The 24872-nt window shown below is 62.6% G+C and carries 25 protein-coding genes and 2 pseudogenes; 9 read left to right on the forward strand and 18 right to left on the reverse strand.

Features of this window, described 5'->3' with window-relative positions; genetic code table 11:
* From HWE17_RS22755 to flhD, 16 genes and pseudogenes are all read right to left on the reverse strand, one after another.
* Positions 1-102 (reverse strand): annotated as a pseudogene (locus HWE17_RS22755) (IS1595 family transposase); the annotation flags it as partial.
* A 98-nt stretch (positions 103-200) separates the two neighbouring features.
* A complete protein-coding gene (locus HWE17_RS22760) occupies positions 201-593 on the reverse strand; it encodes a hypothetical protein (protein ID WP_176390343.1) in 393 nt (130 codons plus the stop codon).
* Positions 594-850: 257 nt separating this feature from the next.
* Complete coding sequence (cheY, locus tag HWE17_RS22765) at positions 851-1249, reverse strand: chemotaxis response regulator CheY (RefSeq protein WP_026132837.1); 399 nt, start codon at positions 1247-1249, stop codon at positions 851-853.
* A 147-nt stretch (positions 1250-1396) separates the two neighbouring features.
* Positions 1397-2467: a chemotaxis response regulator protein-glutamate methylesterase gene (locus tag HWE17_RS22770; protein ID WP_035826603.1), complete on the reverse strand. Its 1071-nt coding sequence runs from the start codon at positions 2465-2467 to the stop codon at positions 1397-1399.
* A gap of 171 nt (positions 2468-2638) precedes the next feature.
* On the reverse strand, positions 2639-3247 hold the full coding sequence (gene cheD, locus HWE17_RS22775) for a chemoreceptor glutamine deamidase CheD (protein WP_034758343.1): 609 nt from the start codon (positions 3245-3247) through the stop codon (positions 2639-2641).
* Positions 3248-3256: 9 nt separating this feature from the next.
* Entirely contained in the window at positions 3257-4129 is an 873-nt protein-coding gene (locus HWE17_RS22780) for a CheR family methyltransferase (protein ID WP_035826600.1), read from the reverse strand.
* Between the two features lie 71 nt (positions 4130-4200).
* Positions 4201-5922 (reverse strand): methyl-accepting chemotaxis protein, encoded by a 1722-nt coding sequence (locus tag HWE17_RS22785; RefSeq protein ID WP_176390344.1) that lies wholly within the window; start codon positions 5920-5922, stop codon positions 4201-4203.
* Positions 5923-6110: 188 nt separating this feature from the next.
* Positions 6111-6617 (reverse strand): chemotaxis protein CheW, encoded by a 507-nt coding sequence (locus HWE17_RS22790; protein WP_034758356.1) that lies wholly within the window; start codon positions 6615-6617, stop codon positions 6111-6113.
* Between the two features lie 30 nt (positions 6618-6647).
* Positions 6648-8840, reverse strand: a complete 2193-nt coding sequence (gene cheA, locus HWE17_RS22795) for a chemotaxis protein CheA (protein ID WP_035826595.1) — start codon at positions 8838-8840, stop codon at positions 6648-6650.
* Between the two features lie 43 nt (positions 8841-8883).
* Positions 8884-9249, reverse strand: coding sequence for a response regulator (locus tag HWE17_RS22800; protein ID WP_034758362.1), 366 nt, complete (start codon positions 9247-9249; stop codon positions 8884-8886).
* 83 nt (positions 9250-9332) lie between these two features.
* Positions 9333-9881, reverse strand: a complete 549-nt coding sequence (locus HWE17_RS22805) for a hypothetical protein (RefSeq protein ID WP_034758366.1) — start codon at positions 9879-9881, stop codon at positions 9333-9335.
* Between the two features lie 46 nt (positions 9882-9927).
* Positions 9928-10905, reverse strand: a complete 978-nt coding sequence (gene motB / locus HWE17_RS22810; protein ID WP_034778017.1) for a flagellar motor protein MotB — start codon at positions 10903-10905, stop codon at positions 9928-9930.
* Positions 10906-10963: 58 nt separating this feature from the next.
* Positions 10964-11824: a flagellar motor stator protein MotA gene (motA, locus tag HWE17_RS22815; RefSeq protein ID WP_034758373.1), complete on the reverse strand. Its 861-nt coding sequence runs from the start codon at positions 11822-11824 to the stop codon at positions 10964-10966.
* A gap of 218 nt (positions 11825-12042) precedes the next feature.
* Positions 12043-12849, reverse strand: coding sequence for a class I SAM-dependent methyltransferase (locus tag HWE17_RS22820; RefSeq protein ID WP_255206361.1), 807 nt, complete (start codon positions 12847-12849; stop codon positions 12043-12045).
* A gap of 76 nt (positions 12850-12925) precedes the next feature.
* Positions 12926-13489 (reverse strand): flagellar transcriptional regulator FlhC, encoded by a 564-nt coding sequence (gene flhC, locus HWE17_RS22825; RefSeq protein WP_035826585.1) that lies wholly within the window; start codon positions 13487-13489, stop codon positions 12926-12928.
* A gap of 59 nt (positions 13490-13548) precedes the next feature.
* Positions 13549-13866 (reverse strand): flagellar transcriptional regulator FlhD, encoded by a 318-nt coding sequence (gene flhD / locus HWE17_RS22830; protein ID WP_034758381.1) that lies wholly within the window; start codon positions 13864-13866, stop codon positions 13549-13551.
* A gap of 606 nt (positions 13867-14472) precedes the next feature.
* Between flhD and kynU the strand changes: the two genes are divergently transcribed.
* From kynU to HWE17_RS22855, 5 genes are all read left to right on the forward strand, one after another.
* Entirely contained in the window at positions 14473-15723 is a 1251-nt protein-coding gene (gene kynU / locus HWE17_RS22835) for a kynureninase (RefSeq protein ID WP_176390345.1), read from the forward strand.
* Positions 15724-15731: 8 nt separating this feature from the next.
* Complete coding sequence (gene kynA / locus HWE17_RS22840; RefSeq protein ID WP_176390346.1) at positions 15732-16619, forward strand: tryptophan 2,3-dioxygenase; 888 nt, start codon at positions 15732-15734, stop codon at positions 16617-16619.
* 15 nt (positions 16620-16634) lie between these two features.
* Complete coding sequence (locus HWE17_RS22845; protein ID WP_176390347.1) at positions 16635-17180, forward strand: alpha/beta hydrolase; 546 nt, start codon at positions 16635-16637, stop codon at positions 17178-17180.
* Between the two features lie 102 nt (positions 17181-17282).
* Complete coding sequence (locus tag HWE17_RS22850; RefSeq protein ID WP_176390348.1) at positions 17283-19337, forward strand: toxin-antitoxin system YwqK family antitoxin; 2055 nt, start codon at positions 17283-17285, stop codon at positions 19335-19337.
* A gap of 2 nt (positions 19338-19339) precedes the next feature.
* Positions 19340-20365, forward strand: a complete 1026-nt coding sequence (locus HWE17_RS22855; protein ID WP_176390349.1) for a hypothetical protein — start codon at positions 19340-19342, stop codon at positions 20363-20365.
* A gap of 2 nt (positions 20366-20367) precedes the next feature.
* On the opposite strand, the gene HWE17_RS22860 is transcribed toward HWE17_RS22855, so the two are convergent.
* Positions 20368-21405: a hypothetical protein gene (locus HWE17_RS22860; protein ID WP_176390350.1), complete on the reverse strand. Its 1038-nt coding sequence runs from the start codon at positions 21403-21405 to the stop codon at positions 20368-20370.
* 134 nt (positions 21406-21539) lie between these two features.
* Between HWE17_RS22860 and HWE17_RS22865 the strand changes: the two genes are divergently transcribed.
* The gene (locus HWE17_RS22865; protein WP_176390351.1) at positions 21540-22271 is read left to right on the forward strand and encodes an alpha/beta fold hydrolase; all 732 of its coding nucleotides are present in this window, start codon (positions 21540-21542) and stop codon (positions 22269-22271) included.
* Here HWE17_RS22865 and HWE17_RS22870 read toward each other — a convergent pair.
* Positions 22248-22613, reverse strand: a complete 366-nt coding sequence (locus HWE17_RS22870) for a hypothetical protein (RefSeq protein ID WP_176390352.1) — start codon at positions 22611-22613, stop codon at positions 22248-22250. The two genes, HWE17_RS22865 and HWE17_RS22870, sit on opposite strands and share 24 nt — an antisense overlap.
* A 165-nt stretch (positions 22614-22778) precedes the next feature.
* Here HWE17_RS22870 and HWE17_RS22875 point away from each other — a divergent pair.
* The 3 genes and pseudogenes from HWE17_RS22875 to HWE17_RS22885 form a co-directional block, all read left to right on the forward strand.
* A pseudogene (locus tag HWE17_RS22875) lies at positions 22779-23873 on the forward strand (alkene reductase); the annotation flags it as partial.
* A gap of 21 nt (positions 23874-23894) precedes the next feature.
* Positions 23895-24440 carry an OsmC family protein gene (locus HWE17_RS28775; protein ID WP_176390370.1) on the forward strand — a complete coding sequence of 182 codons (546 nt, stop codon included), beginning with the start codon at positions 23895-23897 and terminating at the stop codon, positions 24438-24440.
* A 63-nt stretch (positions 24441-24503) separates the two neighbouring features.
* Entirely contained in the window at positions 24504-24836 is a 333-nt protein-coding gene (locus tag HWE17_RS22885; protein WP_176390353.1) for a carboxymuconolactone decarboxylase family protein, read from the forward strand.
* Positions 24837-24872 lie beyond the last annotated feature (36 nt).

Consider the following 24872-nt stretch of genomic DNA (forward strand, 5'->3'; position numbering starts at 1 on the left):
GTGTGGCCCATTGCCACACAGCAAGGCTATTCCTGCCTGCCGCTGGCGTCGGTTCAACTGCGCAAACTGCGCGATAAAGCGCATCCATTCGGCTGGCTGCATGATCGGCTCCTGCATGGTGGGTATGCAGAGTCAGACAGTACAGCCAAGGAAAGATTCAGGCAGATCCCCTATTTATCGATGACAGAGCCTTTCTTTTTTTACTTCTCCATCCCCACCAGCTTGAGTTCGGCAAACAGCGGCTTGTTGCTGCCGCGTGCCGCTTGCAACATGTCATAGCTGGCCGCATCAAGCACGATTTCTTCTCCCACCCACAGCTTGCGCTGGTTTGCAGGCAGCCTCAGGCTGCGCAGGATGGCCCTTGCCTGGGCCGGATCGGCTGCCAGCAGGCGAATGGCGTGCGCATGGCGCTGTGTGCCCGTAAGGATCGGCAAGCCGCCTTCCGGGCCGTTCTGGCTCAGGCTGACATAGTCATGGCCGCCCACGCGGTGCAGATAAGCATGCCGCCCATCGGCTTCGGCAGGCGGCTGCGCGGCCAGCTCCTGCATCTCGACCGACGCGACAGGCGCAGCGGTGGTTTGTTCAAGGCTCACGCCACAGCCCGCCAACATGGCTGTGCTCAGGGCGAAAAATAATATGGGTGCTCGGCGCATCGCGCGCTCCTTCTTGTCGGGGTCGGGGACAAAGGGAAATACTGCAGCGATCATGGGCCAAATTATTTGACGTGTAAAGTTAACTTTAGGAAATATTTAATTCCTTTGCGCAATCTCATGTGATCGGCGCAGGCGGACGAAAAAAAACGCTGCCGGTTTGCACGGGCAGCGTTTTCTTGATAACGGTCAAGCCTGGATCAGGCGCCGGCTTTTTCCAGCTTCTCGAAAATCTTGTTCAGCTTTTCATCGAGGGTCGCGGCCGTGAACGGCTTGACGACATAACCGCTGGCGCCAGCCTGGGCGGCGGCGATGATGTTTTCTTTTTTCGCTTCGGCGGTGACCATCAGCACGGGCAGCTTGGCCAGTGCGGGATCGGCGCGGATATGCTGCAGCATCGTCAGGCCATCCATGTTGGGCATGTTCCAGTCCGACACGACGAAATCGAACGATTCCGCGCGCAGCTTGGCCAGGCCCATCACGCCGTCTTCCGCCTCATCGACGTTGGCATAACCCAGTTCCTTCAACAGATTCCGGACAATGCGGCGCATCGTCGAAAAATCGTCAACGACTAAAAATTTCATCTTTGGATCAGCCATGAATAACTCCGTTGTTTCTGTAGCGGTTTGTTAATAATATCGACATGAATGCCGACATTATGGTCGACACTACGGCAGCAAGTTGTAGGATAGCATTTTCGTTGCTTTTAGGCGAACAAACTTGCCTCAGATCATATAAAACGTGGCTTACACGCGCAAAGCACGCATGCCATGCGCCGCCAGGTGTCCCAGCACCATGCCAGGCAAGGCCGTCAGAGCGCCGACCTCATGCGTAGCACCAACGGCGATCGCCTCGCGCGGCATGCCGAACACCACGCAACTGGCTTCATCCTGCGCAAAATTATACGCTCCTGCGGCCTTCATCTCCAACATGCCTTGTGCGCCATCCTTGCCCATGCCGGTGAGGATCACGCCGACGGCATTTTTACCGGCCGATTGCGCGGCCGAACGGAACAGCACGTCGACGGACGGGCGGTGGCGATTCACCGGTTCGCCCTGGTCGATCTTGGTCATGTAGTTGGCGCCGCTGCGCGTCAGGGTCAGGTGCGAATGGCCGGGCGCGATGTAGGCGTGGCCGGGCAGCACCCGTTCGCCGCCTGCCGCTTCCTGCACCGATATCTTGCACAGCGAATCGAGGCGGCGCGCGAACGAGCGCGTAAAGCCTTCCGGCATGTGCTGCGTGATCAGGATGCCGGGGCAATCGGACGGCATCTGCATGAGAAATTCGCGGATCGCTTCCGTGCCGCCCGTCGAGGCGCCCACGATGATCAGCTTTTCGCTCGACGTCAATGGGCTGCGCAGGGCAGGCAGCGGCGCGGCCACCTTGTCGCCGGCCGACGGCAGGGTGCGCGCACGGATGCGCGCCTTCGAGGCGGCGCGGATCTTGTCGGCGATCATGTCGGTGTACTCGCGCATGCCGCTCTGGATGGAAATTTTCGGCTTGGTGACGAAATCGACGGCGCCCAGTTCCAGCGCGCGCATGGTGATTTCCGAACCGCGCTCGGTCAGCGACGACACCATCAAGACCGGCATCGGGCGCAAGCGCATCAGTTTTTCCAGGAAGTCGAGGCCATCCATCTTCGGCATCTCGACGTCGAGGGTCAGCACGTCGGGGTTGGTCTGCTTGATCATCTCGCGCGCCACCAGCGGATCGGGCGCCGCGCCCACCACTTCCATGTCGGGCTGGCTGTTTACGATTTCCGTCATGACGCTGCGGATCAGCGCCGAATCATCCACGATCAATACTTTGATCTTCATATATTTTCCTTTGGGCCTACCGGCCCATTAAAGCACCTGATCCCACCTACTGCGCGTCGCGATTTGCGGCCTCCGATGCTCACTGTGCTAAAGCACAGCTGCGCGTCTCGGCCACAACTCCCATCCGCTCGCTACGGTGTGATCAGGTGTTGTTATCTGTATATCACACTATTAAAACAGTTCGACTTCGCCGCCCACCGGCGCGACTTTCAAGCGGCTGGCGTAATCGAGTTCGCGGCGCACCAGCGTATCGTTATGCGTCTGCATCAGCTTTTTCACCAGCACCTTGCCGCTGCGGGGGAAAAAATACACTTTGCGCGGGTGGATGTCGTTCAGGTCTTCCGCCACCACGCGCATTTTTTCCGCCTTCAGGTAATTGATGACGAAGGCCGCATTGCGTTCGCCGACGTTGATCGCCGTGAAGCCGCGCAGCACGGCGCCGCCGCCGAACACTTTCGCTTCCATGTTCTCGCGCCGCGCGCCCGCCTTCAGCAGATCGTTGATCAGGATCTCCATGGCGTAGGTGCCATAGCGCATCGACGCGGAAATCGGACTGTTCGGGTCGCTGCCGCCATCGGGCAGCATGAAGTGGTTCATGCCGCCCAGGCCCGTGACGCGGTCGCGGATGCAGGCCGAGACGCAGGAGCCGAGCACGGTGACGATCAGCATGTCCTTGTTGGTAAAGTAGTACTCACCAGGCAAGATCTTGGCGGCGTCACAATTGAACGTCCTGTCGTAATAGACGTTAGTGGCGAATTGCTCTTTGGATTCCAGGCTCATATTTCACTCTCATGTACGATGCGACGATGCCTTGGGCGCGGCGCCCCGAGGCTGATCGAGCTCATAGACTGTTTTACCGCGCAGCTTCAATGAATCCGACACGTACAGAAAATTCTCCGAATGGCCCGCAAACAGCAGGGCATCCGGCTTCATCAAGGGCACAAAGCGCGACAGGATCTTGCGCTGCGTCGCCTTGTCAAAATAAATCATCACGTTACGGCAAAAGATGACGTCGAACTGGCCCGTCAATGGCCAGCCGTCGGCCAGCAGGTTGAGCGGCTTGAAGGTGATCATCTGGCGCAGTTCCGGGCGCACCCGCACCTGCCCCTCGCGATCGCCCTTGCCGCGCAAGAAAAAGCGCCGCGCACGGTCGGCCGGCATCTTGTCGAGCCGGTCCAGGTTGTAGACGCCATTGGCGGCCGTGGCCAGCACGTTCGTGTCGATGTCCGTGGCGATGATGGTGACGGGCGGCGTGAGCGTATTGAACGCCTCGCACACCGTCATGGCGATCGAATACGGCTCCTCGCCGGTGGAACTGGCCGAACACCAGATGGTGATCGGCCCACTCAGTTTTTTCACGTGCTCGGCCAGCAGCGGGAAATGATGCGCCTCGCGGAAGAACGACGTCAGGTTGGTCGTCAGCGCATTCGTGAACGCTTCCCACTCATCGCCCATGCGGCCAGCTTCCAGGTCGTCCAGGTAGCGGACGAACGAGGAGATGCCGGTCGCGCGCAAGCGCCTGGCCAGACGGCTGTAGACCATCTCCTGCTTGCTGTCGGCCAGCGCGATGCCGGCCCGCTTGTAAATCATGGCGCGGACCCGCTCGAAGTCCTTGCCAGTGAAATCAAATTCCTTGACCGAATCCGTTTTAGTTTGCGGCATTTTATTTTTACCTCTCTATGACTACTCTGACCAATGCCTTTGCAAGTATAACTAGCGGGACCGGGTTGGCGTCAGAACTCTTCCCAATCGTCGCCGCCGGCTGCCGCCAGCTTTTTCGCGGGCGCTGGCGTGCCGGCTTGCGCCGTCTTTGCCAACCGCCGTGTATTTGCCGCCACGCTCGGTGCCGGCCGTGCCGCCGCCTTGACTGCTGGCGCGGGTACGGACATGGCCACCTGCGCCGCGCTCTCGCCATCGAGCTTGAAGATGCTGACGGCGTCGGCCAGTTTCTGCGCCTGGTCCTGCATGCTTTCGGCCGCCGCCGCCGCTTCCTCGACCAGCGCCGCGTTTTGCTGCGTCATCTGGTCCATCTGCGCGATGGCCTGGTTCACTTCTTCGATGCCATGACTCTGTTCCTGCGTCGCCGCCGTGATCTCGCCCATGATGTCGGCCACCTGCCGGATCGACGTGACGATCAGGCCCATGGTCTGCCCCGCCTCGTCCACCAGGCGGCTGCCCGCATCAACCTTGTCGACCGAGTCGCCGATCAGGCCCTTGATCTCTTTCGCCGCGCCGGCCGATCGTTGTGCCAGATTGCGCACTTCCGACGCCACCACCGCAAATCCACGTCCCTGCTCGCCTGCGCGCGCCGCTTCGACGGCCGCATTCAATGCCAGGATATTCGTCTGAAACGCGATGCCGTCGATGACGCCGATGATGTCGACGATCTTGCGCGAACTGTCCTTGATGGAGCCCATGGTATCGACCACTTGCGCCACCACCTTGCCGCCCTGCTCCGCCACCGACGACGCCGACACGGCCAGCTGGTTGGCCTGGCGCGCGTTGTCCGCGTTCTGCTTCACGGTCGACGTCAGTTCTTCCATCGACGATGCCGTCTCTTCGAGCGAACTGGCCTGCGTTTCCGTGCGCGCCGACAGGTCCGCATTGCCGCTGGCGATCTCGCGCGACGCCACGGTGATCGTGTCCGTTCCATTGCGCACGTCGCTGACCGTCTGCACCAGGCTCTCGTTCATGTCCTTGAGCGCCTGCTGCAAGGCGCTCGTTTCATCCTTGCCTTCGACCACCACGCGCGACGTCAGCTCGCCGGCCGCCACCTTCTGCGCCACGGCCAGGGCGCCGGACAATGGCACCGTGATCGAGCGTGTGATGAAGATGGCGCACCAGGCGCCGATCGCCACCGCCGCGCCGCCCAGGATGAACAATACCGTCATCAGGCGCGCATCGGCCGCCAGCGAATCATCCATGAAACTTTGCTGCGCCACGTGCTGCAAGTCGAGCAGCTTGTTGATATCGGCCAGGGTCGTCTTGTTCAATGGGTCGATGCGGGTGGCGATCACCTTCGCCGCGCCCTCGCTGTTAAACGCCAGCACCTGCCCCATCGCCTCCTTGAAGGCGGCATCGACATCGCCGTCGACCTTGGCGATATTGGCCAGCAGCGCCTTCTCGCCATCGGACAGGCCCAGGGTGGCCAGCTTGCCGCGCGCGCCGTCGTACAGCTTGCGCTGCTCGCGCACCTTGCCCTCTTCCGCCTGCATCAGGGCCACATCGCCCTGCAAACCGATATTGCGCATGGCGATACCGGTTTCCAGCATCGCGCTTTTCATCAGCGACGCCTGCGTATTCTTTTCGCTTGCCAGCGCCAGGCCCGTGAGCAACTGGGCCTTGTTACGGTAATTCAGTGCATTCGCCGAAACGATCACCACCACCAGGATGGCGAGAATGCTGCCAAAACCTATCCCCAGCCGGGTGCCTATCTTGAAATCGCGCAAACTCATTACAGTCTCCAATATTTATGTGAACGGCGCCCGTTCAACCGGACGGCGCCGTGTTGTGGCCTGGTCTCTGACGGACCTTGCAGCCTGCCGGCGCGCCTCTGGCCGCGCCGGTACATGCATATCTGTAGTGATTCTTTGCGTGCCAAAACGGCGGCGCACCGGGCGCCGCCTTGCTGCCATGCGGAGGCTTACGCCGCCAGCTTGTCGATCAGGCCCATCTCGCTGCTCGACATCAGCTTGTCGATGTCGACCAGGATCAGCATGCGCTCGTCGATGGTGCCCAGGCCGATCATGTAGTCGGTCGAGAAGGCGGTGCCCATTTCCGGCGCCGGTTTCACCTGCTCCGGCGTCAGGGTGGTGACGTCGGAAACGCTGTCGACCACCATGCCGACGATGCGCCCGCCGATGTTCAGGATGATCACCACCGTGAACTGGTCGTACACGGGCGTGCCCAGGTTGAACTTGATGCGCATGTCGACCACGGGAATGATGATGCCGCGCAGGTTGATCACGCCCTTGATGAATTCAGGCGCGTTGGCGATGCGGGTGACCGCTTCGTAACCACGGATCTCCTGGACCTTCAGGATATCGATGCCGTACTCTTCGGAGCCCAGGGTGAAGGCCAGGAATTCACGGCCGGCGATGTCCTTGCCGTCGCCCGCATTGCTTCCGGATGTTTGTTGAGTATCTGACATGGTGCGTTTTCCTATCTTTATCTATCGGTATTACGAAAAAATGGACTCGTCGGCCAGCTGGCGAGAGGAACGGATCAGGGCGGCGACATCGAGAATCAGCGACACGCCGCCATCGCCCAGGATGGTGGCGCCGGAAATGCCCACCACCTTGCGGTAATTCGATTCGAGGTTTTTCACCACGACTTGCTGCTGCCCCACCAGGTCGTCGACAAACAGGGCCGCCTTGCGCCCTTCCGTCTCGAGGATCACGCAGATGCCTTCCGAGGGGCTGGTAAAGCGCGGCGCGATGTCGAACATCTGGTACAGCGGGATCAATGGCAGGTATTCGCCGCGCACTTTCACCACCTGCCCCTTGCCACTGATGTCCTTGATATCCTCAACGGCTGGCTGCAGCGATTCGATGACAAAGCCCAGCGGTAAAATATACACTTCGTCGCCGACCCGGATCGACATGCCGTCCAGGATGGCCAGGGTCAGCGGCAGCGAGATCGAAATCGTCGTGCCGAAACCCTTGGCCGAACGGATGTCGACGACGCCGCCCATGGCGCTGATATTGCGCTTGACGACATCCATGCCCACGCCGCGGCCCGACACGTCGGTGACGGCTTCGGCGGTGGAAAAACCGGGCGCGAAAATCAGCTGCCACACGTCGGCGTCGCTCATCGTCTCGGACACGTCCAGGCCCTGCTGCGCGGCCTTGGCCAGGATGCGCTCGCGGTTCAACCCAGCGCCGTCATCGGATACTTCGATGATGATGTTGCCACCCTGGTGGCTGGCCGAGAGGAACAAGCGGCCAGCCTCGGTCTTGCCGGCGGCCACGCGGGCGGCCGGCATTTCCACGCCATGGTCGATACTGTTGCGCACCAGGTGCGTGAGCGGATCGACGATGCGCTCGATGAGGCCCTTGTCCAGTTCCGTGGCGGCGCCATTCGTGATGAAATCGACCTTCTTGCCCAGTTTCGTCGCCAGGTCGCGCACCATGCGCGGGAAGCGCGAAAAGACGAAATCCATCGGCATCATGCGGATCGACATCACCGCTTCCTGCAAGTCGCGCGTGTTGCGCGTCAGGTGGCTGACGCTGTCGAGCAGTTTTTCATGCAGCATCGGATCGAGCGCGCTGGCGCGCTGCTCGATCATCGCCTGCGTGATCACCAGTTCGCCCACCAGGTTGATCAGCTGGTCGACTTTCTCGATCGAGACGCGGATCGACGACGATTCGGCGCCGGCCTTGTCGCCTTCTTTCTTGGCCGGTTTCTTTTCCTGCTCCGCTTCGGCCACGGCGCTGGCCACGACCGGCGCGGCGGCGGCGCTGGCGTTGCCCGCCCTGGCCGCGTCGGCGCGTATCTGTTCGAGCGGCTGGAAGAAACCGTAGCCCTGTTCGGCGTCGCTCTGCACGCCGGCGGCGGCGCGGATATCCTCGAGCGGCTGGAAGAAGCCATAGCCGGGATCGGCCGCGCCAGGCGCACCTGGCAGCGGGTCGAAGAAACCGTAACCTTGCGCCTTTTCCTGCGCCGCGCGGGCCGCTTCGGCTTCGCCTGGCGCCAGTGGCGGCGCCTGCGTGATCACCATGTCGTCCGGATTGAGCACGAACGAGCAGATGGCCAGGATATCGTCCAGGCTTTCATGCGTCGTCACTTCCAGCACCTTGCGCGCGTCGGGCAAGCTGGACACGGCGACGTCGCCCAGCAAGCCCAGTTCGGCCGCCAGCGCATCGACTTCGCGCCCTTCCATCTGCGGCAGTTCCAGGCGGATGCGATGGCCGCCGGCATGGCTGACGGCGGCCTTTTCCGCCGTATGGAAGGCCGGCGCGACGGGCGTGAGCGCGGCCACGGGCACGTCCTGCGAGAACGACTGCAGCATCATGCGCACATTGGCCACGGCATCCTGGTCGACGGCGCTGCCCAGGCGATGGCCATCGAGCTGCATCTTGAGGATATCCTTGGCCGCCAAAAAGGCGTCGACGTGTTCCGCCGTCAGGGCCATCTGGCCCTGGCGGATGCGGTCGAGCAGCGACTCGAGGATGTGCGTCACCTCGCTCATGTCGGAAAGGCCGAACGTCGATGCGCCGCCCTTGATCGAATGGGCGGTGCGGAAAATGGCATTCAGGTCTTCGGCGTCGGGCGCCGCAATATCAACGGCCAGCAGCAGCCGTTCTTTTTCAGCCAGCAGTTCTTCGGCCTCATCGAAAAAGACCTGAAAAAACTGGCTAATATCGATGGTCATAGGGTGACTCCGTCAATTGCATCGTTGTGCTGCGCGGCTGGCATCAGCCGATCACCTTCTTGACCACTTCGATCAGGCGTTGCGGATCGAATGGCTTGACCAGCCAGCCATTGGCGCCGGCGGCACGTCCCTTCGATTTCATCTCGTCCGACGACTCCGTCGTCAGCATCAGGATGGGCACCTTCTGGTAGGTCGGCAGTTCGCGCAGCAGCTTGATCAGCTCCAGGCCATCCATGCGCGGCATGTTCTGGTCCGTCAAGACCAGGTCCACGGTTTGCAGCTTGGCTTTTTCCAGTCCGTCCTGGCCGTCGACGGCCTCCACCACCTGGTAACCGGCGGCTTTCAGGCTGAACGCCACCATCTGGCGCAATGAGCTGGAATCGTCCACTGCAAGTATCGTTTTGGCCATCTTTGCTCCCACTTATTCCGGGCATCCTGCCCGAGTATTTGATTAATCAATCCATGCAACCACAAGCGTTCAGCACTGGCATGCTAGAACAGCTCGATGTCGCCACTTTCCAAATGCTGTTGACTGACAGCCTTGCGCAGCACGCTGCGCAACTCCAGGCTTTGAATCGCCAGCGCCATGCTGACCCGCCCCAGCAAGGCGACAATTTCTTCATTGTCGCTCTCCGGCAACATCTCCGCGCCATGCTCGCCCAGGGTCCCGAGGAACTCGCGCAAGCCCGTCACGCGCTTCAAGGTGCGCTCGATCAGCTGGCTGGTCATGTCCTGGAACTGCAGGCTGGTGATGGCGGCATTCACGTAGCCCCCCACCTCATCCTGCAACGCCAGCAGTTTTTCGCGCTGCTGCTCGGCCGGAATACCGCCGTCGAGCAGCAGCGCGATGGTGTCTTGCTGCGCAGCGACGGCTGCATGTATCGCCATGAAATTGAAGGACAGCTTCTCGATCGCCTCTTCCAGCAAGATGCCGGTCTGCACCAGGTCGGTTTCCACCTCCGTCAAGTGCTTGCGGCCATGGTCCGACACGCCAGACAGCAGGCGCTTTACATGCGAGCCAAGTATTTTCTTTCTTGTCATAAAGGTCTCATTGTTTCAATACATCACGCGTCGACAGCCTTGCGTGTTATTTTTTCGCCGCTACCGGGCTGGGGGCTGGCGCCGCCGCGGGCGGCGCCCCCGCCGCCAGCCCTGAAGCGACAGCGGCGGAAGCGGCATCGGTCACCGGCAGCTCGATCGCCGAACCATCGCGCAGGACATTTTCTTCCGTGCGCTTGTTCATGACGATGATGCTGATGCGCCGGTTGATCGGATTGAAGGGATCGAGCTTGTCCAGGTGGGCGGCCGAGCCCAGTCCCACCACGCGCAATACTTTCTCTTCCTTCATGCCGCCAATCACCAGTTCGCGCCGCGACGCATTCGCGCGGTCGGCCGAGAGTTCCCAGTTGCTGTAGCCAGCATCGCTCATGTAGGGCGTCGAATCCGTATGCCCGGACAGGCCGATGCGGTTCGGCACTTCATTGAGCACGAAGCCAATGGCGTGCAGGATTTCCTTGGTGTAAGGTTGCAGGTTCGCATTGGCCAGCGCAAACATCGGACGGTTCTGCTCATCAACGATCTGGATGCGCAAGCCTTCGCTGGTGATATCGAGCAACAACTGGTTCTTGTATTTTTTAAGCAGCGGATTGGCGTCGATGGTCGCTTCGATGCGCGCCTTGAGCGCCTGCAGGCGCTTGCCTTCCTCGCGTTCGAGCGCGGCCTTGGCGGAATTGAGGTCGAACGATTTGCGCTGCTGCTCTTCCTGCGCCTTGCGCACTTGCCCATCCTGGCGCGACAAGTCCTGGCCGCCGCCCTGGATCACGGAATTGCTCTCGCCGCTGCCGGAACCGCCCGCCATCGCCACTTTCAGCGGCGTCTTGAAGAATTCGGAAATGCCGTTCAAGTCGCCCTTCGAGGTGGAGCCCAGCAGCCACATCAGCAGGAAAAAGGCCATCATGGCCGTGACAAAGTCGGCGTAGGCGATTTTCCACGCCCCGCCATGGTGTCCGCCAGCCGTCTTCTTGATACGCTTGACGATAATCGGGCGCATGCCTTCATCGGCCATGGCGTCCCCCTTCCGTGTGCTGCAAATGACTCATGGTGTCCAGGCGTATATTCACTGCTTACTTCGTTTTCGATTTCTTGATGTGGTCTTCCAGCTCGTTGAACGTCGGACGCTCGGTCGAGAACAGCACCTTGCGGCCGAACTCCACGGCCAGCGCCGGCGCATAGCCGTTCAGGCTGGCCAGCAGGGTCACTTTCACGCACTGGAACATCTTGCTCGACTCTTCCAGCTTCTGCTCGAGCAGGCTGGCCAGCGGGCCGACGAAGCCATACGCCAGCAAGATGCCGAGGAAGGTGCCGACCAGCGCGTGCGCGATCAGCATGCCCAGCTCGGCCGGCGGGATGCCCACCGATTCCATCGTGTGCACCACGCCCATGACGGCGGCGACGATACCGAACGCGGGCAAGCCATCGCCCACCTTGGCGATCACGTGGGCCGGCACGGCACCTTCGTGATGGTGCGTCTCGATTTCGTTGTCCATCAGGTTTTCGATCTGGAACGCATCCATATTGCCCGATACCATCAGGCGCAGGTAATCGGTCATGAATTCGACGATGTGGTGGTCGGCCAGCACGGCCGGGTACTTGGAAAACAGCGGGCTTTCCTCGGGCTTGTCGATATCGCCTTCGATCGACATCAAGCCTTCCTTGCGCACCTTGCTGAGCACTTCAAACAACAGCGACATCAGTTCCATGTACAGCTCTTTGGTATAGCGCGAACCCTTGAACAAGCTGGGCAAGGCGGCGATCGTCGCCTTGATGGCCTTGTTATTGTTACCAACAAGGAAGGCGCCCAGGGCGGCGCCGCCGATCATCAGCAACTCCAGCGGCTGGAACAGCGCCGCCAGATGGCCGCCGGCCATTGCGAAGCCGCCAAAGACCGAGGCGCAGACGATGATGTATCCGATTATGACTAACAAGTGCCCTGACTCCCAATAATGGCCGGGACTGTATGCCCGGCATGTTCAAACCTGTTCTGCCTTCTGGCGGCTGCGCCGCCGGCAAAGACAGCGGCAAAAAAAGCAACCGGAAGTTAATTGAAAGGTGCTGCTTTTCAATGCAATTCCGAGAAAATGCCGTGTGGAACTACAATAACGTGAGATTGCCCCACGGGCAAGCAAATAACGCAGACAATTGCTTAAAAGCACCATATGTAAAGTAAAGGGCCACCCTCTGTGGCGGCGATGGTCTTATCGGGCGCGCGTGCCGCGATCTGGAATTCGTAACTAAGAAGCATGCTACCGGGCAACATTTCCTTTTCCGCCTTGCGCCACAAGGCCGCCATCGCCGCCGGCGACAGGTAGGCAAAGACGGCATCGTAGCGGCCGAAGTCGAGCGCCTCGTAGTCGCCGCGCAGGAAGCGCGCGCGGCTGCCCGCCAGCCGTGCGCGCAAGCGGCTTGCCAGCCACGGCAGCGGCGCCAGCTCGATGCCGGAAAACTGCCCATCGGGCCGGCGCCGCGCCAGGTCCAGCACCAGGCCGCCGAGGCCGCTGCCGATATCGACTAGGCGCACGCCGGGACGGTCCGCGATCAGCTGCGCCACCGCCTGCCACACCTTCGGCCCCGACGGGTAAAACGGCACTTGCGTGCGGAACGTCGACCAGTACAAGCTCAGCAGGAAAACAAAGGCCGCCAGGAACACGGCCGGCGGCAGATCGAGCAGGCTGGCGGCCAGCAAGGCGGGGGCGAACAGCAGGCCGATGGCGCACCACCAGCGCGCCAGTCCCGCGCGCCACGTGATGAGCGCCGCCAGCACGCCCTGCACCAGCGCCACGGCCGGCAGCGACATGGCCACGCCGGCGCGCGCCAGACCATATACCAATAGCAACATCAAGGGAAAGGCCAGCACCTGGATCAGGATGGCCTTGAGCGCGGGCGCGCGCAGGATTTGCTGCAGCATGGGCAAGTTAAAGGAGGAAAACGCCAGTGTAAGCGAAAGCGCCATGAAAAAACCGGAGTCCGGTCTGGCGACCGCTCCGGTTTTCACTGAGGCTATTATTGGGACAGTAATTCGGGCAATATCAGGCGGCGACACTCGGTGGCGCGACAGCGGCCGCTTCATCGCGCGCCTTCTTGGTTTTGCCGGCACGCGAAGGCATGTGGCACAGGCCGCACACATAATCGGCGTTCAGGTCGAGGCAGTTGACGACGAACTTGCCGCCGCACTTGCCGCAGGGGGCCATGTCCAGCATCTTGCTGCTGAAAAAGCGCACCAGGGTCCAGGCCCGCGTCAGCGACAGCAGCGGCTCTTCGCCCGCTTCGGGCGGCATCTGTTCCAGATACAGTTTATACGCCTTCATCACGGCTTCGATGCCCGTGGCGCCGGCGTGGTCGACGAGGAATTTGTGGATGTTGATGAACAGCGAGGAATGGATATTCGGCTGCCAGGTAATGAACCAGTCGGTGGAAAACGGCAGCATGCCCTTGGGCGGCGAGACGCCCTTCAATTCCTTGTACAGATTGAGCAGGCGTTCGCGCGACAGCGAGACTTCGGTCTCCAGCAGTTGCAAACGGGCGCCCAGCTGTATCAGTTCGATGGCCAGCTGGATTTCCTGCGCTTCCGATACGACACTTTTCTTGGCCATGCTGTGTACTCCGCGACTGACTGATACTAACTAACTACTACTGACTGAAGATTACTGAATCAAGCGATTTCTTCGACGCCCTGGCCTGCCATCAGGATAGCTGCGTGCGATTGCGCCAGCGAGCGGTCTTTATTGTAGTTCGTCAACATGCCCAGGATGGCGCTGTCGTCGAAGCGGAAGCGGGCCAGCATCATGTTGCCGCCAGCGAGCTTCAGGATCTGCGCATTGCTCATGCCTTCGATCAGTTCGGCGATTTCGGCGGCAATGCCCAAACGGAAGATGGCCGTTACCTTGTCCGCACGAATCATTTGCTGGGCCAGCATCAGGTAGCTCAGGTTAGCGTCGCGAATCTCAGCCATCATATCGTTAGCAGTCATTTCCATCTCCTCAATCCGTTGAATTCAGCTGGCGTTGTGTGTTGCCAGTGAGATACATTCTGCAGGAGCAACATTAAATGCAACAGAGGCGTAGCGCTGTATTTTTGGTCGGGCAATAGCGGATGGGATCGTAGGTGTTTGTCTGACAAACACTACTCGATCATGGTCGCGCACCAGCAACGGCGCGGGTATGGAGGGTTGGCTCTGGGCCGGATTTAGCCAATTTTTGGCCTGTAAAAAATATCACTTTTTTACAACAACTTGATTGGAATCAAGCCTGTCTACCTAGATAACGGCTGTCCTGGCGGGAACTTTAGGGCTTTTTTGAAAAATATTTCAAAAACCCGCATTCTTTTTCCGTCGGTTTGACACCGTTCATGTAATCGTTGACGGCGGCGAATCGCAGAACTTTAGGGCTATTTGAAAATATTTTTAAAAATCGTGATTTTTTTCGTTGACGCCCCGCAGGCAGGTACATTCCGCGCTTCAACCCGAGCGGAAATTCCGCTTTCCAGCGTGAATTTGCTACACTGCCTGCTTCCGCACAATACTTTAAGCTTCAAGCAATATCGTGCCACTGAGACAAGTATCAATATGAAAGCCACCATGATTTCTCGACATGACTGCAGCGCGCGCGACCTCGACGATCCCCTGGCGCCCCTGCGCCAGCAATTCGACTTGCCGCAAGGCGTGATTTACCTCGACGGCAATTCCCTGGGCGCACGGCCGAAAGCCGCCCTGGCCCGCGCCCAGCACGTCATCACGGCCGAATGGGGCACGGACCTGATCCGCAGCTGGAATACGGCCGGCTGGTTCGACCTGCCCAAGCGCCTGGGCGACCGCCTGGCCCCGCTGCTGGGCGCCGGCACGGGCGAAGTGGTGATCACCGACACCACTTCCGTCAACCTGTTCAAGGCCCTGGCCGCCGCCCTGCAGATGCAGGCCAGCGATCCCGCGCATGCGGCGCGGCGCATCATCGTCAGCGAACGCAGCAACTTCCCCACCGACCTGTACATGGCGCAAGGCCTGGCCGCCTGGCTCGACCGCGGCTACCAATTGCGCCTGGTCGACAACCCCGACGAACTGGCGCATGCCATCGCTGCCGATTGCGCCGTCGCCATGCTCACGCACGTCAACTACCGCACCGGCTACCAGCATGACATGGCCGCCATCAGCAGCCATTGCCACGCGCAAGGCGCGTTGGCGCTGTGGGACCTGGCCCATTCGGCCGGCGCCGTGCCGCTGGACCTGAACGGCGCCGGCGCCGACCTGGCCGTCGGCTGCACCTATAAATACCTGAACGGCGGCCCCGGCTCGCCCGCCTTCATCTGGGTGCCTGAAAAACACCAGGCGCGCTTCCGCCAGCCTTTGTCCGGCTGGTGGGGCCACGCCACGCCGTTCGCCATGGAGCCGGGCTTCGCGCCCGCCGACGGCATCGCCCGCGCCCTGTGCGGCACGCAGCCGATACTCTCGCTGGCCCTGGTCGAATGCGGCCTCGATATCTTTGCGCAAACCAGCATGGAAGCCATCCGCCGCAAGTCGCTGGCCCTGACCGATCTGTTCATCGCGCTGGTGGAGCAGCGCTGCGCCAGCCATCCGCTGGGCCTCGTCACGCCGCGCGAGCATGCGCGCCGCGGCAGCCAGGTCAGCTTCACGCACCCGCACGGCTATGCCGTGATGCAGGCACTGATCGCGCGCGGCGTGATCGGCGACTACCGCGAACCGGCCATCATGCGCTTCGGCTTCACGCCCCTGTACACGAGCTTTGCCGACGTGTGGGATGCCGTGGAAATTCTGCGCGACATCCTCGACACACTAGCCTACGACATCGCCGCCAAGCGCGATGCCGTCACCTGAAGCATCCCATGAGCGACGACAAGAATATGAACAAGGAAAACACCAGCGGCTGCCCCATGCATGCGGGCGGCCAGGATGCGCAGTGGCATGGCGCGCAGATGGATTTCAGCGAATCTATGAGCTACGGCAATTACCTGGCGCTGGACCGCATTCTGACGGCCCAGCATCCGCTGTCGCCGAACCACAACGAAATGCTGTTCATCGTGCAGCACCAGACGAGCGAATTGTGGATGAAACTGATGCTGCACGAAATGCACGCCGTGCGCGCCAACCTGCAAAGCGGCGACCTGGCGCCCGCCTTTAAAATGCTGGCCCGCGTGGCGCGCATCATGGACCAGCTGGTGCACGCCTGGGACGTGCTGGCCACCATGACGCCGCCCGAATACACGGCCATCCGCCCTTACCTGGGCGCCTCGTCCGGCTTCCAGTCTTACCAGTACCGCGAGATCGAATTCATTTTGGGGAACAAGAACGCGGCCCTGCTCAACGTGCATACGACGGCGCCGGAAACCTACAAGGTGCTCGACGCCGCCCTGCGCGCGCCCTCCGTCTACGACGAGTCGATCAAGCTGCTGGCGCGCAGCGGCCTGCCCATCTCCCCCGAGCGCCTGAACGCCGACTGGACCCTGCCGACCAGCACCGACGCCTCCGTCAAGGCGGCGTGGCTGGAAGTCTACCGCGACCCGTCGAAACACTGGGCCCTGTACGAGCTGGCCGAAAAGCTGGTCGACCTGGAAACGGCCTTCCGCTTCTGGCGCTTCCGCCACGTGACGACGGTCGAACGCATCATCGGCTTCAAGACGGGTACGGGCGGCACGGCGGGCGTGAGCTATTTGCGCAAGATGCTCGACGTGGTATTGTTCCCCGAGCTGTTTGCCCTTCGCACGGAGTTATAACTTTAAGGAGCATCGATGTCGTCTCTCGTCCTGACCCTGGCCGGCCTGTGGAATTCCGGGCCGCAGCACTGGCAAACCCATTGGGAAGCGCGCCACCCGCAATGGTCGCGCGTGCCGCACGGGGAATGGCAGACGCCGGACAAGGACGAATGGGTGGCGGAGCTCGACCGCGCCATCGCCGCCTGCGAGCGCCCGCCCGTGCTGGCGGCGCACAGCCTGGCCTGCACGCTGGTGGCCCACTGGGCGGCCAGCGGTTCGCCGCACAAGATCGCCGGCGCCTTCCTCGTCGCCCCCAGCGATGTGGAAGCGCCCTCCTACCCCGCCGGCACGACGGGCTTTGCGCCGATGCCGCTGCAAGCCTTGCCGTTTCCCAGCCTGGTGGTCGCCAGCGGCGATGATCCCTACGTCAGCTTCGCGCGGGCACGCGCGTTTGCCGCCGCCTGGGGCAGCGATTTCACCATGATCGGCGACGCCGGCCATATCAACGGCGACGCCGGCTACGGCCCGTGGCCGGACGGCGAACAGCTGCTGCTGGACTTCTGCGCCGCGCACCAGCCCTGAACGGGGGCGCGCACACGATAGACGCGCGCCCATTTGCCCGCAAGTAAGAACGCAGGCAGAATCGTGGCCTTTCCATTGCGGCGCCCCGGCGCCAGCCTCACGATGAAACGTCTGCTTCTGCCCTTGCTGCTTTGCTCCGCCCTCGCCCACGGCGCGCCCTTCTACGAAGGCAAGACCCTCGCCCATCCCGCCATCAGCGCCGCGCAGGACAGCGGGCTTGACGTCGCCTTTCTCAAGGAAAAAGAAGGCGTCAACGGCTATTACTGCGAGTGCAAGAGCAGCAGCTCGAAACCCATTTTGCTCGACCAGTTCGGCAACGCCGTCATCCGTTCCGTCTTCTACGCCTCGCTGGACAAGGATTCGGACGACAGCGTGCAAACCATGCTGGTGCTGTTCCGCCAGGACGGCAAGAACGGACTGCGCGCCTACCGCTACGACCGCAGTTCCGGCAAATACAGGCGCCTGGACGGCTTGCAGCCGGCGTTGAACCGCATCGTGGCGCAAAGCGCCGCGCCCAACGCGGGCCAGGTCAAGGCGGCGCTGGCGAAACTGGCGCCGATGGACTACAGCGTCGCGCGCGGCAAGAGCGGCAATGCGGACTTCGACGCCATCGACCATACGCAGGGCACCATCGTCGGCTACTACAGCGATGAGGGCAAGCCCGTGGCGGCCGGCAGCCAGGACGCCATCATCTACAAGAAAACCTTCGAGAAAAAAGGCGAGCGTTTTCTCACCGCCAGCTACACCCTGTACAGCGATGTCGGCGCCGGCATCCTGCGCAATTACCGCCTGTGGCAAGTGACGTGGGAAACGGCGCCGAAGCAGTTCACGGGCAGCCAGGAAGGCCCTTCCGTCATCTACAGCCTGGCCTGGGACGACGGCTCGGTGGTCGAGCGGGGCCAGTACGCGAAGGGCAAGCGCCAGGGCCTGTGGGTGCGCGACGGCATGCACGAAGGCAGCGAAAAAGGCCACTTCGTCAACGGCCTGCAGGAAGGCCTGTGGTCCTTCAACTATCCCAAGCAGAGCGAGAGCGGCATGTACCGGGCCGGCAAGCGCGAAGGCCGCTGGACGGTCGTCAACTATGCCGATGCAGAGGAAGTGACGGGCTTCGACACCTACGCGGGCGGCCAGCTGAACGGCCCGCACGAACGCAGCATGGGCGGCAAGCTGCAAACGCGCGGCAACTACGTCAACGGCGCGCGCCATGGCGCGTGGATCACGGAAGACGGCGACGGCAGCTTCATCGAAGGCTTGCGCGACGGGCCGTGGAAGCTCAAGCTCAAGGACAAGGCCACGCAAAGCGTCACTTTCGTGCAAGGCAAAAAGCAGGGTGAAGCGATCGACACGGATGCGCAAGGCGCGCTGCGCCAGCGCGACCATTACCAGGCCGGCGTGCTCGAAGGCAGCCGCACGCGCTATCTGGGCCCGGCCGGCAAGGAATACGCGGTCTACACGGCCTCCTACCGCAGCGGCCAGCTCGATGGGCGCGAACAGGCGTTCGACGACAGTGGCAAGATCCTGCGTCTCGACACCTTGTGGGACATGGGCAAGAAGCAGGGCCTGGACGCGCGCTACTACCCGAACGGCAAGCCGGAGCGCCTGGCCGTCATCGACCAGGGCCGCCTGCTCACGCACCTGCGCGAGTACTATGAGGACGGCCAGCTGTTCAACGACATCCACCGCTGCACCTTCAAGGAGTACGGCAGCACGCGCGACGACGTATGCGAGTACCACCACATGTACTACCCGGACGGCAAGCCGCAGTATTACTACGCCTTCCAGTACGGCCAGCGCCAGGAAGGCTATTCGAACTACCCGAACGGCAAGCGCAAGGACGAACTGCTGGTCGACCGCGCCGCCGACACCTCCGTCCTCAACGTCTATTACGAAAGCGGCCAGCTCAAATGCACGGAGCCGCGCAGCGGCCACAGCACGCGCACGGTCAATGGCGAGACCATGATCAGCTACGCTTCGACCGACCGCGACGGCGACAATATCTGCTACCACCCGAACGGCAAGGTGGCCAGCATCTACACCTTCCGCAAGCGCGTGCTCGTGGAGTGCGGCAAGCGCTACGACGACACGGGCAAGCAGACGTTTCCGGGACCGGAAGGCTGCCCTCCCCCCAGGAAAGTCGACTATCCGATAGGACTATGACCATGACGCAAACAACACAGCCGCTACGCATCCAGAACCCCGGGCGCATCGACGCTGCGGCGATCCGCGCCGCCATCGCGGGCGGCCAGCAGGTGCTGGTGCAGTTCGATACCCTGGGCGAGCCGGAGCCGCTGCTGGCCGACCTCGACGCCCTGGCCGCCACCTGCGGCACGGCGCTGACCATCCGCATCTACGGTTACGACCCGAGGGTGTTCGACGCCCGCATCCTGCGCGCGCTGCCGCATGTGGCCAGCCTGTCCATCGACTGCCACTGGCAAGCCATCCATCTGGAAACCCTGGGCGAGCTGCGCCACCTGAAGCGCCTGAGCCTGGGCGTGTACCAGCTGGCGCAGGCCGACATCCTGCAGCTCGATAATTTGCGCGGCCTCGAATACCTGAACCTGGGCGAGTCGGCCAAAAACAATATCGACCTGGCGCCGCTGCGCCACTATGCGCAGCTGGACAGCCTGGTCATCGAGGGCCACCACCAGCACATCGACACTGTGACCAGCCTGCCGGCGCTGCACGAGCTGTCGCTGTACCGCATCAAGAACAAGGTGCCATTGGATTTCATTTCGGAGATGGCCCGCCTGGACCGGCTGCTGTTGCAGCTGGGCGGGCGCGAATCGCTCGCGCACATCGAGGCGCCGTTGTTGCGGAAACTGGAAGTGATACGCGTGCGCGGCCTGGAAACGCTGGGCGATATCGGCCGCTTCCCGCTGCTGCAGGCGCTATGGGTGGAAGACCAGATCAAGCTGCGGCAGATCGCGCTGGGGCCCAATCCCGTGCTCGAACGCCTTAGCCTGCACACCTGCAAGACGCTCGACAGCCTGCCCGGCCTTGCCGCCCTACCCGCCCTGCGCCAGCTGTCGGCCTCCGAAACCATGCTCGACATCGACGCCTTGCTGGCGCATGGCTTGCCCGCGTCGCTCACGCATGCGCGCCTGCGCACCGGCAAGAAAACCCGCGACGACGCCATCACCGCGCAGCTGGCGCAACTGGGCTACGAAGAAGCGCGCCCTGATTGAATTCAGCGGCTGGCCGCCAGCTTGCGCTGCCACAGGGCCACGTCGATCATCACGCCATCGGCGCCCGTGTTGCGGATATAGACGCGGTAGCTGCCCTGCCCCATGTTGCCATCGAGGTAGGCCGTGCGCTCGTTGCGCTGCAGCCTGGCGCCCTTGGCCAGCTGGCGGTAACGCTCGACCACCGTGTCGAAACTGGCATAGCTGCGCAGCGCCACTTCCAGGTCGCGCGGCGGGCGGCCTTCCGCATGGTCGAGCACATTGTTCTGTTTCTTGCCCTTGAGGGTCAGCGGATAGGCAAACACGCCGGCGCCAGCCGACGTCAGCACCGTCGATTTATCGAGCAGCAGCGGCAGCAGCGCCGGCGGATACGCGGGCGGCAGCTGGGCGCGATTCCAGCCCGGCAGGGCAGGCTGCGCCAGCACATATTCAACGCTGGCGATCTTTTGCCCATCGGCGCCCGCTTCCTTGTCGCCCGCGATCAGCGCCAGCATGGGCGGCAATTGCCGGGCCCAGGCCAGCAAGGGCGCCGCATCTCCGACCAGCATGCCCTTGCGGTGGAACACCGTCAGCACGGCATTCGGATCGGGATTGCAGACCTTCGCCAGCGGTTGTCCCTCCAGGCGGCAATGGCCGTTGACGAGGCCAAAGGCGATGATGGCGCCGCGCTTGTCGAGCAGCATGGCGCCGCGTTCACGGCCCTGCTTGCGGTCATTCATCGACGCCAGCAACTGGCGGCCATCGGCCAGCACGGTGCGCGTGGCGTCGCGCTTTTCGCTGATCGCTTCGAGCGCCTGCGCCAGCAGCAATTCATCGTCTTCCGTGTAGCTGCCGCGCGCGTAACCGAAGAAATCGAACAGGGCCGCGCGCACTTGCGGGTCTTCGCTCAATCGCGGCAAGGGTCCGCCGGCCAGCAAGGACGACAGGCTTTTCCCGGCCGGTGCCGAGGGCGCCGCCGTGGCGCGGGCAGGCTGGGAAAGGACGCAGGCCGCTGCCAGCAAGGCGCCGCCCAGGGTGCGGTAATTCGAAAAAATGATATGCATGATTCTGTCTGTCGGGGATTAGACCGCGATTACGGCCACGCATGGCGCGCCGGCGATTCTAGCATGGCGCCAGCGCCCATGCGGTGCGGCTGGCGGACGGTGCATATGCCGGCACGGCTGCTATGATGGCCACAATGACGACCTCTCCTCCCGCTTCGACACTGCTCGTCCTCCTGCCCGGCATGGATGGCACGGCCAGTCTGTTCCACCGTTTTGACGCCGCCTTGCGCGCGCACAGCGCCATCGACACCCTGGCCATCGCCTATCCGGCCGCGCCGCTCGATTACGCGGCGCTGGAAGCCTTCGTGCGCGAGCGCCTGCCGCAGGGCCGTCCGTTCGTCGTGCTGGCCGAATCGTTTTCCGGGCCGCTGGGGGCAGCGTTGCGCACCGATCCGCCGCCCGGCATGCGCGGGCTGATCCTGTGCTGTTCGTTCGTGCGCAATCCGCGCCCGATGCTGGCGCCGCTGCGCCACCTGCTCGGCCTTGTACCCTTTGGCGCCATGCCCGGCTTCGCGCTGCGCCAGGCGCTGCTGGCGCCCCACTCCACGCCGCAACTGCAGGCGGAACTGGCAGCGGCGCTGGCGCAAGTGCCGCCCAGCGTGCTGCGCCAGCGCCTGCGCGCCGTGCTGGAAACCGACGCCTCGCGCAGCTTCGCGCGCGGCAGCCTGCCCGTGCTGTATCTGCGCGCCCGCCACGACCGCCTGGTGCCGCCGGCGAACGCCGTGCAGATACTGCGGCAGGCAGCGGGCGCGCAACTGGTTGACATCGCCGCGCCGCACATGCTGCTGCAGACGGCGCCGGAAGCGGCCGCCGTCGCCGTCGCCGCTTTTATTGCGGGGCTGTCAGCCGCGCAGGTATCCGCTTAAACGCGCGCTGGCCAGCACGGCCAGCCAGCTCAAACCGCCCGCCAGCACGCTGAAGTAGATCGCCCGCAGCGGATGCTGGGGCAGCAGATACGCGAGCACGGCCGCGCCCAGCAAACCGCATAGCACCGGTTTCCACCTGCCGGGCGGCAACAGCGCCAGCAGCAGATTCGTGCCCGCATACACATAAAACACGAGCAGCAAGGCCAAGCCGCCGGCCACGCCGCGCGAGCCGAGGCTGCCGAACAGCTGCGTGTACAGGAAAAATCCCAGCCAGCTCAACACAATAAACAGCAGGCAGCCCAGCGCGTGCGCGCCCAGGCCCACCATCAGGCGGTTTTTCATGGCAATCATCCGTATCGTCCCGTGCAAAGCCGCATCATAGCGATTTTGCTGGCGCTACCATCGATTGACGAACCTACCTACTAGATGGTAGACTTATCTCGAACCCGGTATTTACCCGGCTATCCTTTCGCGCCACGGCGCATTCGACTCTTTGCGAGGCATTACATGCATCAACTGTTCACCCCTTATGACCTGTCCGGCATTTCACTGGCCAACCGCGTCGTCATGGCGCCGATGACGCGCACACGCACCCTGGAAAACAATCCCGACGCGCTCACCGCCCTGTATTACGCGCAGCGCGCCTCGGCCGGCCTGATCGTCACCGAAGGCTTGCCCGTCTCCGATGAAGGCCGCGGCTACCTGTACACGCCGGGCATCCATAGCGACATACAGGGCCAGGGCTGGCGCCAGGTGACCGATGCCGTGCACGCCAAGGGCGGCAAGATCTTCGCCCAGCTGTGGCACGTGGGCCGCATGTCGCACGTATCGATCCAGCCGGGCAACGCGGCGCCCGTCGGCCCCAGCGACGTGGCGGCGGAAAACACCACCGTCTACGCCTGGACCGAAGCGGGCAAGGCGGGACCGGTGCTGCCCAGCGTGCCGCGCGCGCTGACCGCCGGCGAGATCGCGCGGGTCACCGCCGACTTCGTGCATGCGGCAAAAGTCGCTATCGACGCTGGCTTTGACGGGATCGAAATCATGGCGGCCAACGGCTTCCTGTTCGACCAGTTCCTCAGCAGCGCCGTCAATACGCGCACGGACCAATACGGCGGCAGCATCGCCAACCGCCAGCGCTTTTTGCTCGAAACGGTAGACGCCCTGTCGGCCGCCATCGGCGGCGGCAAGGTCGGCGTGCGCATCTCGCCGTTCGGCCGCCTGTACGACATGCGCGCCTATGCCGACGAAGCGCAGGTGTGGAGCAGCGTGGCGCAGGCGCTCGATACGAGGCAGCTGGCCTATGTGCACCTGAACTACCAGCCCACCATCACGGCGGCGGAAGTGCCAGCCGGCTTTGGCGCGCAATTCCGCCAGGCCTACCACGGCACCCTGATCGGCGCGGGCGGCTTCACGCAGGACCTGGCGCGCAGCGAGCTGGAAAAAGGCGACCTCGATCTGATCGCCTTCGGCATGCCGTTCATTTCCAACCCGGATCTGGTGGAACGCATGCAAAACAACTGGCCGCTGGCCGACAGCGACCGCTCGACCTATTACGGCGCCAGCGGCGCCCCGTCCCAGGGCTATACCGACTATCCGGCGTATGGCGCGGCGGCCGGCGCCAACATGCTCAATGGCATCAACGTGGAAGCATTGCAGCAATTCGCCCAGGGCGTGGCAGGCCATCCCGCCAAAGGCGAAGCGCGTTTCAACGTCAAGACCCGCTGGCAACACCAGACGCGCAGCGTGGCCACCGTCAGCCACTATGTGCTGGGCGGCGAAAAGCATGCGCGCCATTTCGAGATCGCCTCGGACGAACCGCATGAGTTGCTGGGCCAAAACACGGCGCCCAATCCGCAAGAGCTGCTGATGGCCGCCCTCAACGCCTGCCTGTCGGTCGGTTACGCGGCCAATGCGGCGGCCATGGGCATCACCGTGCACAGCCTGGAGATCGAAACGGATGGCAAGCTGGATCTGCGCGGCTTCCTTGGCCTGGACGAGAGCGTCAATCCCGGCTACGACGAAGTCAGCTACGTCGTGCGGCTGCGCACGGATGCTTCGCGCGAACGCGTCGAGGCGCTGCACCAGGCCGTCACCAAAACGTCGGTCAACCTGGCCAATTTCTCGAAGGCCATCCGCATGCTGCCCACCCTGGAAATAATCGAGGCCTGATTCTCCTTCCGGGAATCATCGAACCACCAACCCGCGCGCAAGCGCCTGCATAGCGAGGAAATCATGGAAGACTGGAAACAAGCTCGGCAAGATATCAACACACGTGCGTTGCAACTGAACGCATTGACGCCCGACACCATGAAAGGCATCGCCGCACTGGGCGGCGCCGGCGACAAGACCAACCATCTCGACGCGAAAACGCGGGAACTGATCGCGCTGGCCGTGGCCGTCACGACGCGCTGCGACGGCTGCATCGCCTTCCACGCGGCCGCCGCCAAGAAACTCGGCATCACCACCGAGGAAATCGCCGAAGCGCTCGGCGTGGCGATCAACCTCAATGCGGGCGCCGCCCTTGTGTACAGCACCCACGTGCTGGACGCATTTGACAAGGCTTGATACAAGGCGTGATACCGCCGCCATTCAAGGAGCAAC

The organism is Janthinobacterium sp. BJB401 (assembly GCF_013372745.1).
Lineage (GTDB): Bacteria > Pseudomonadota > Gammaproteobacteria > Burkholderiales > Burkholderiaceae_D > Janthinobacterium > Janthinobacterium rivuli.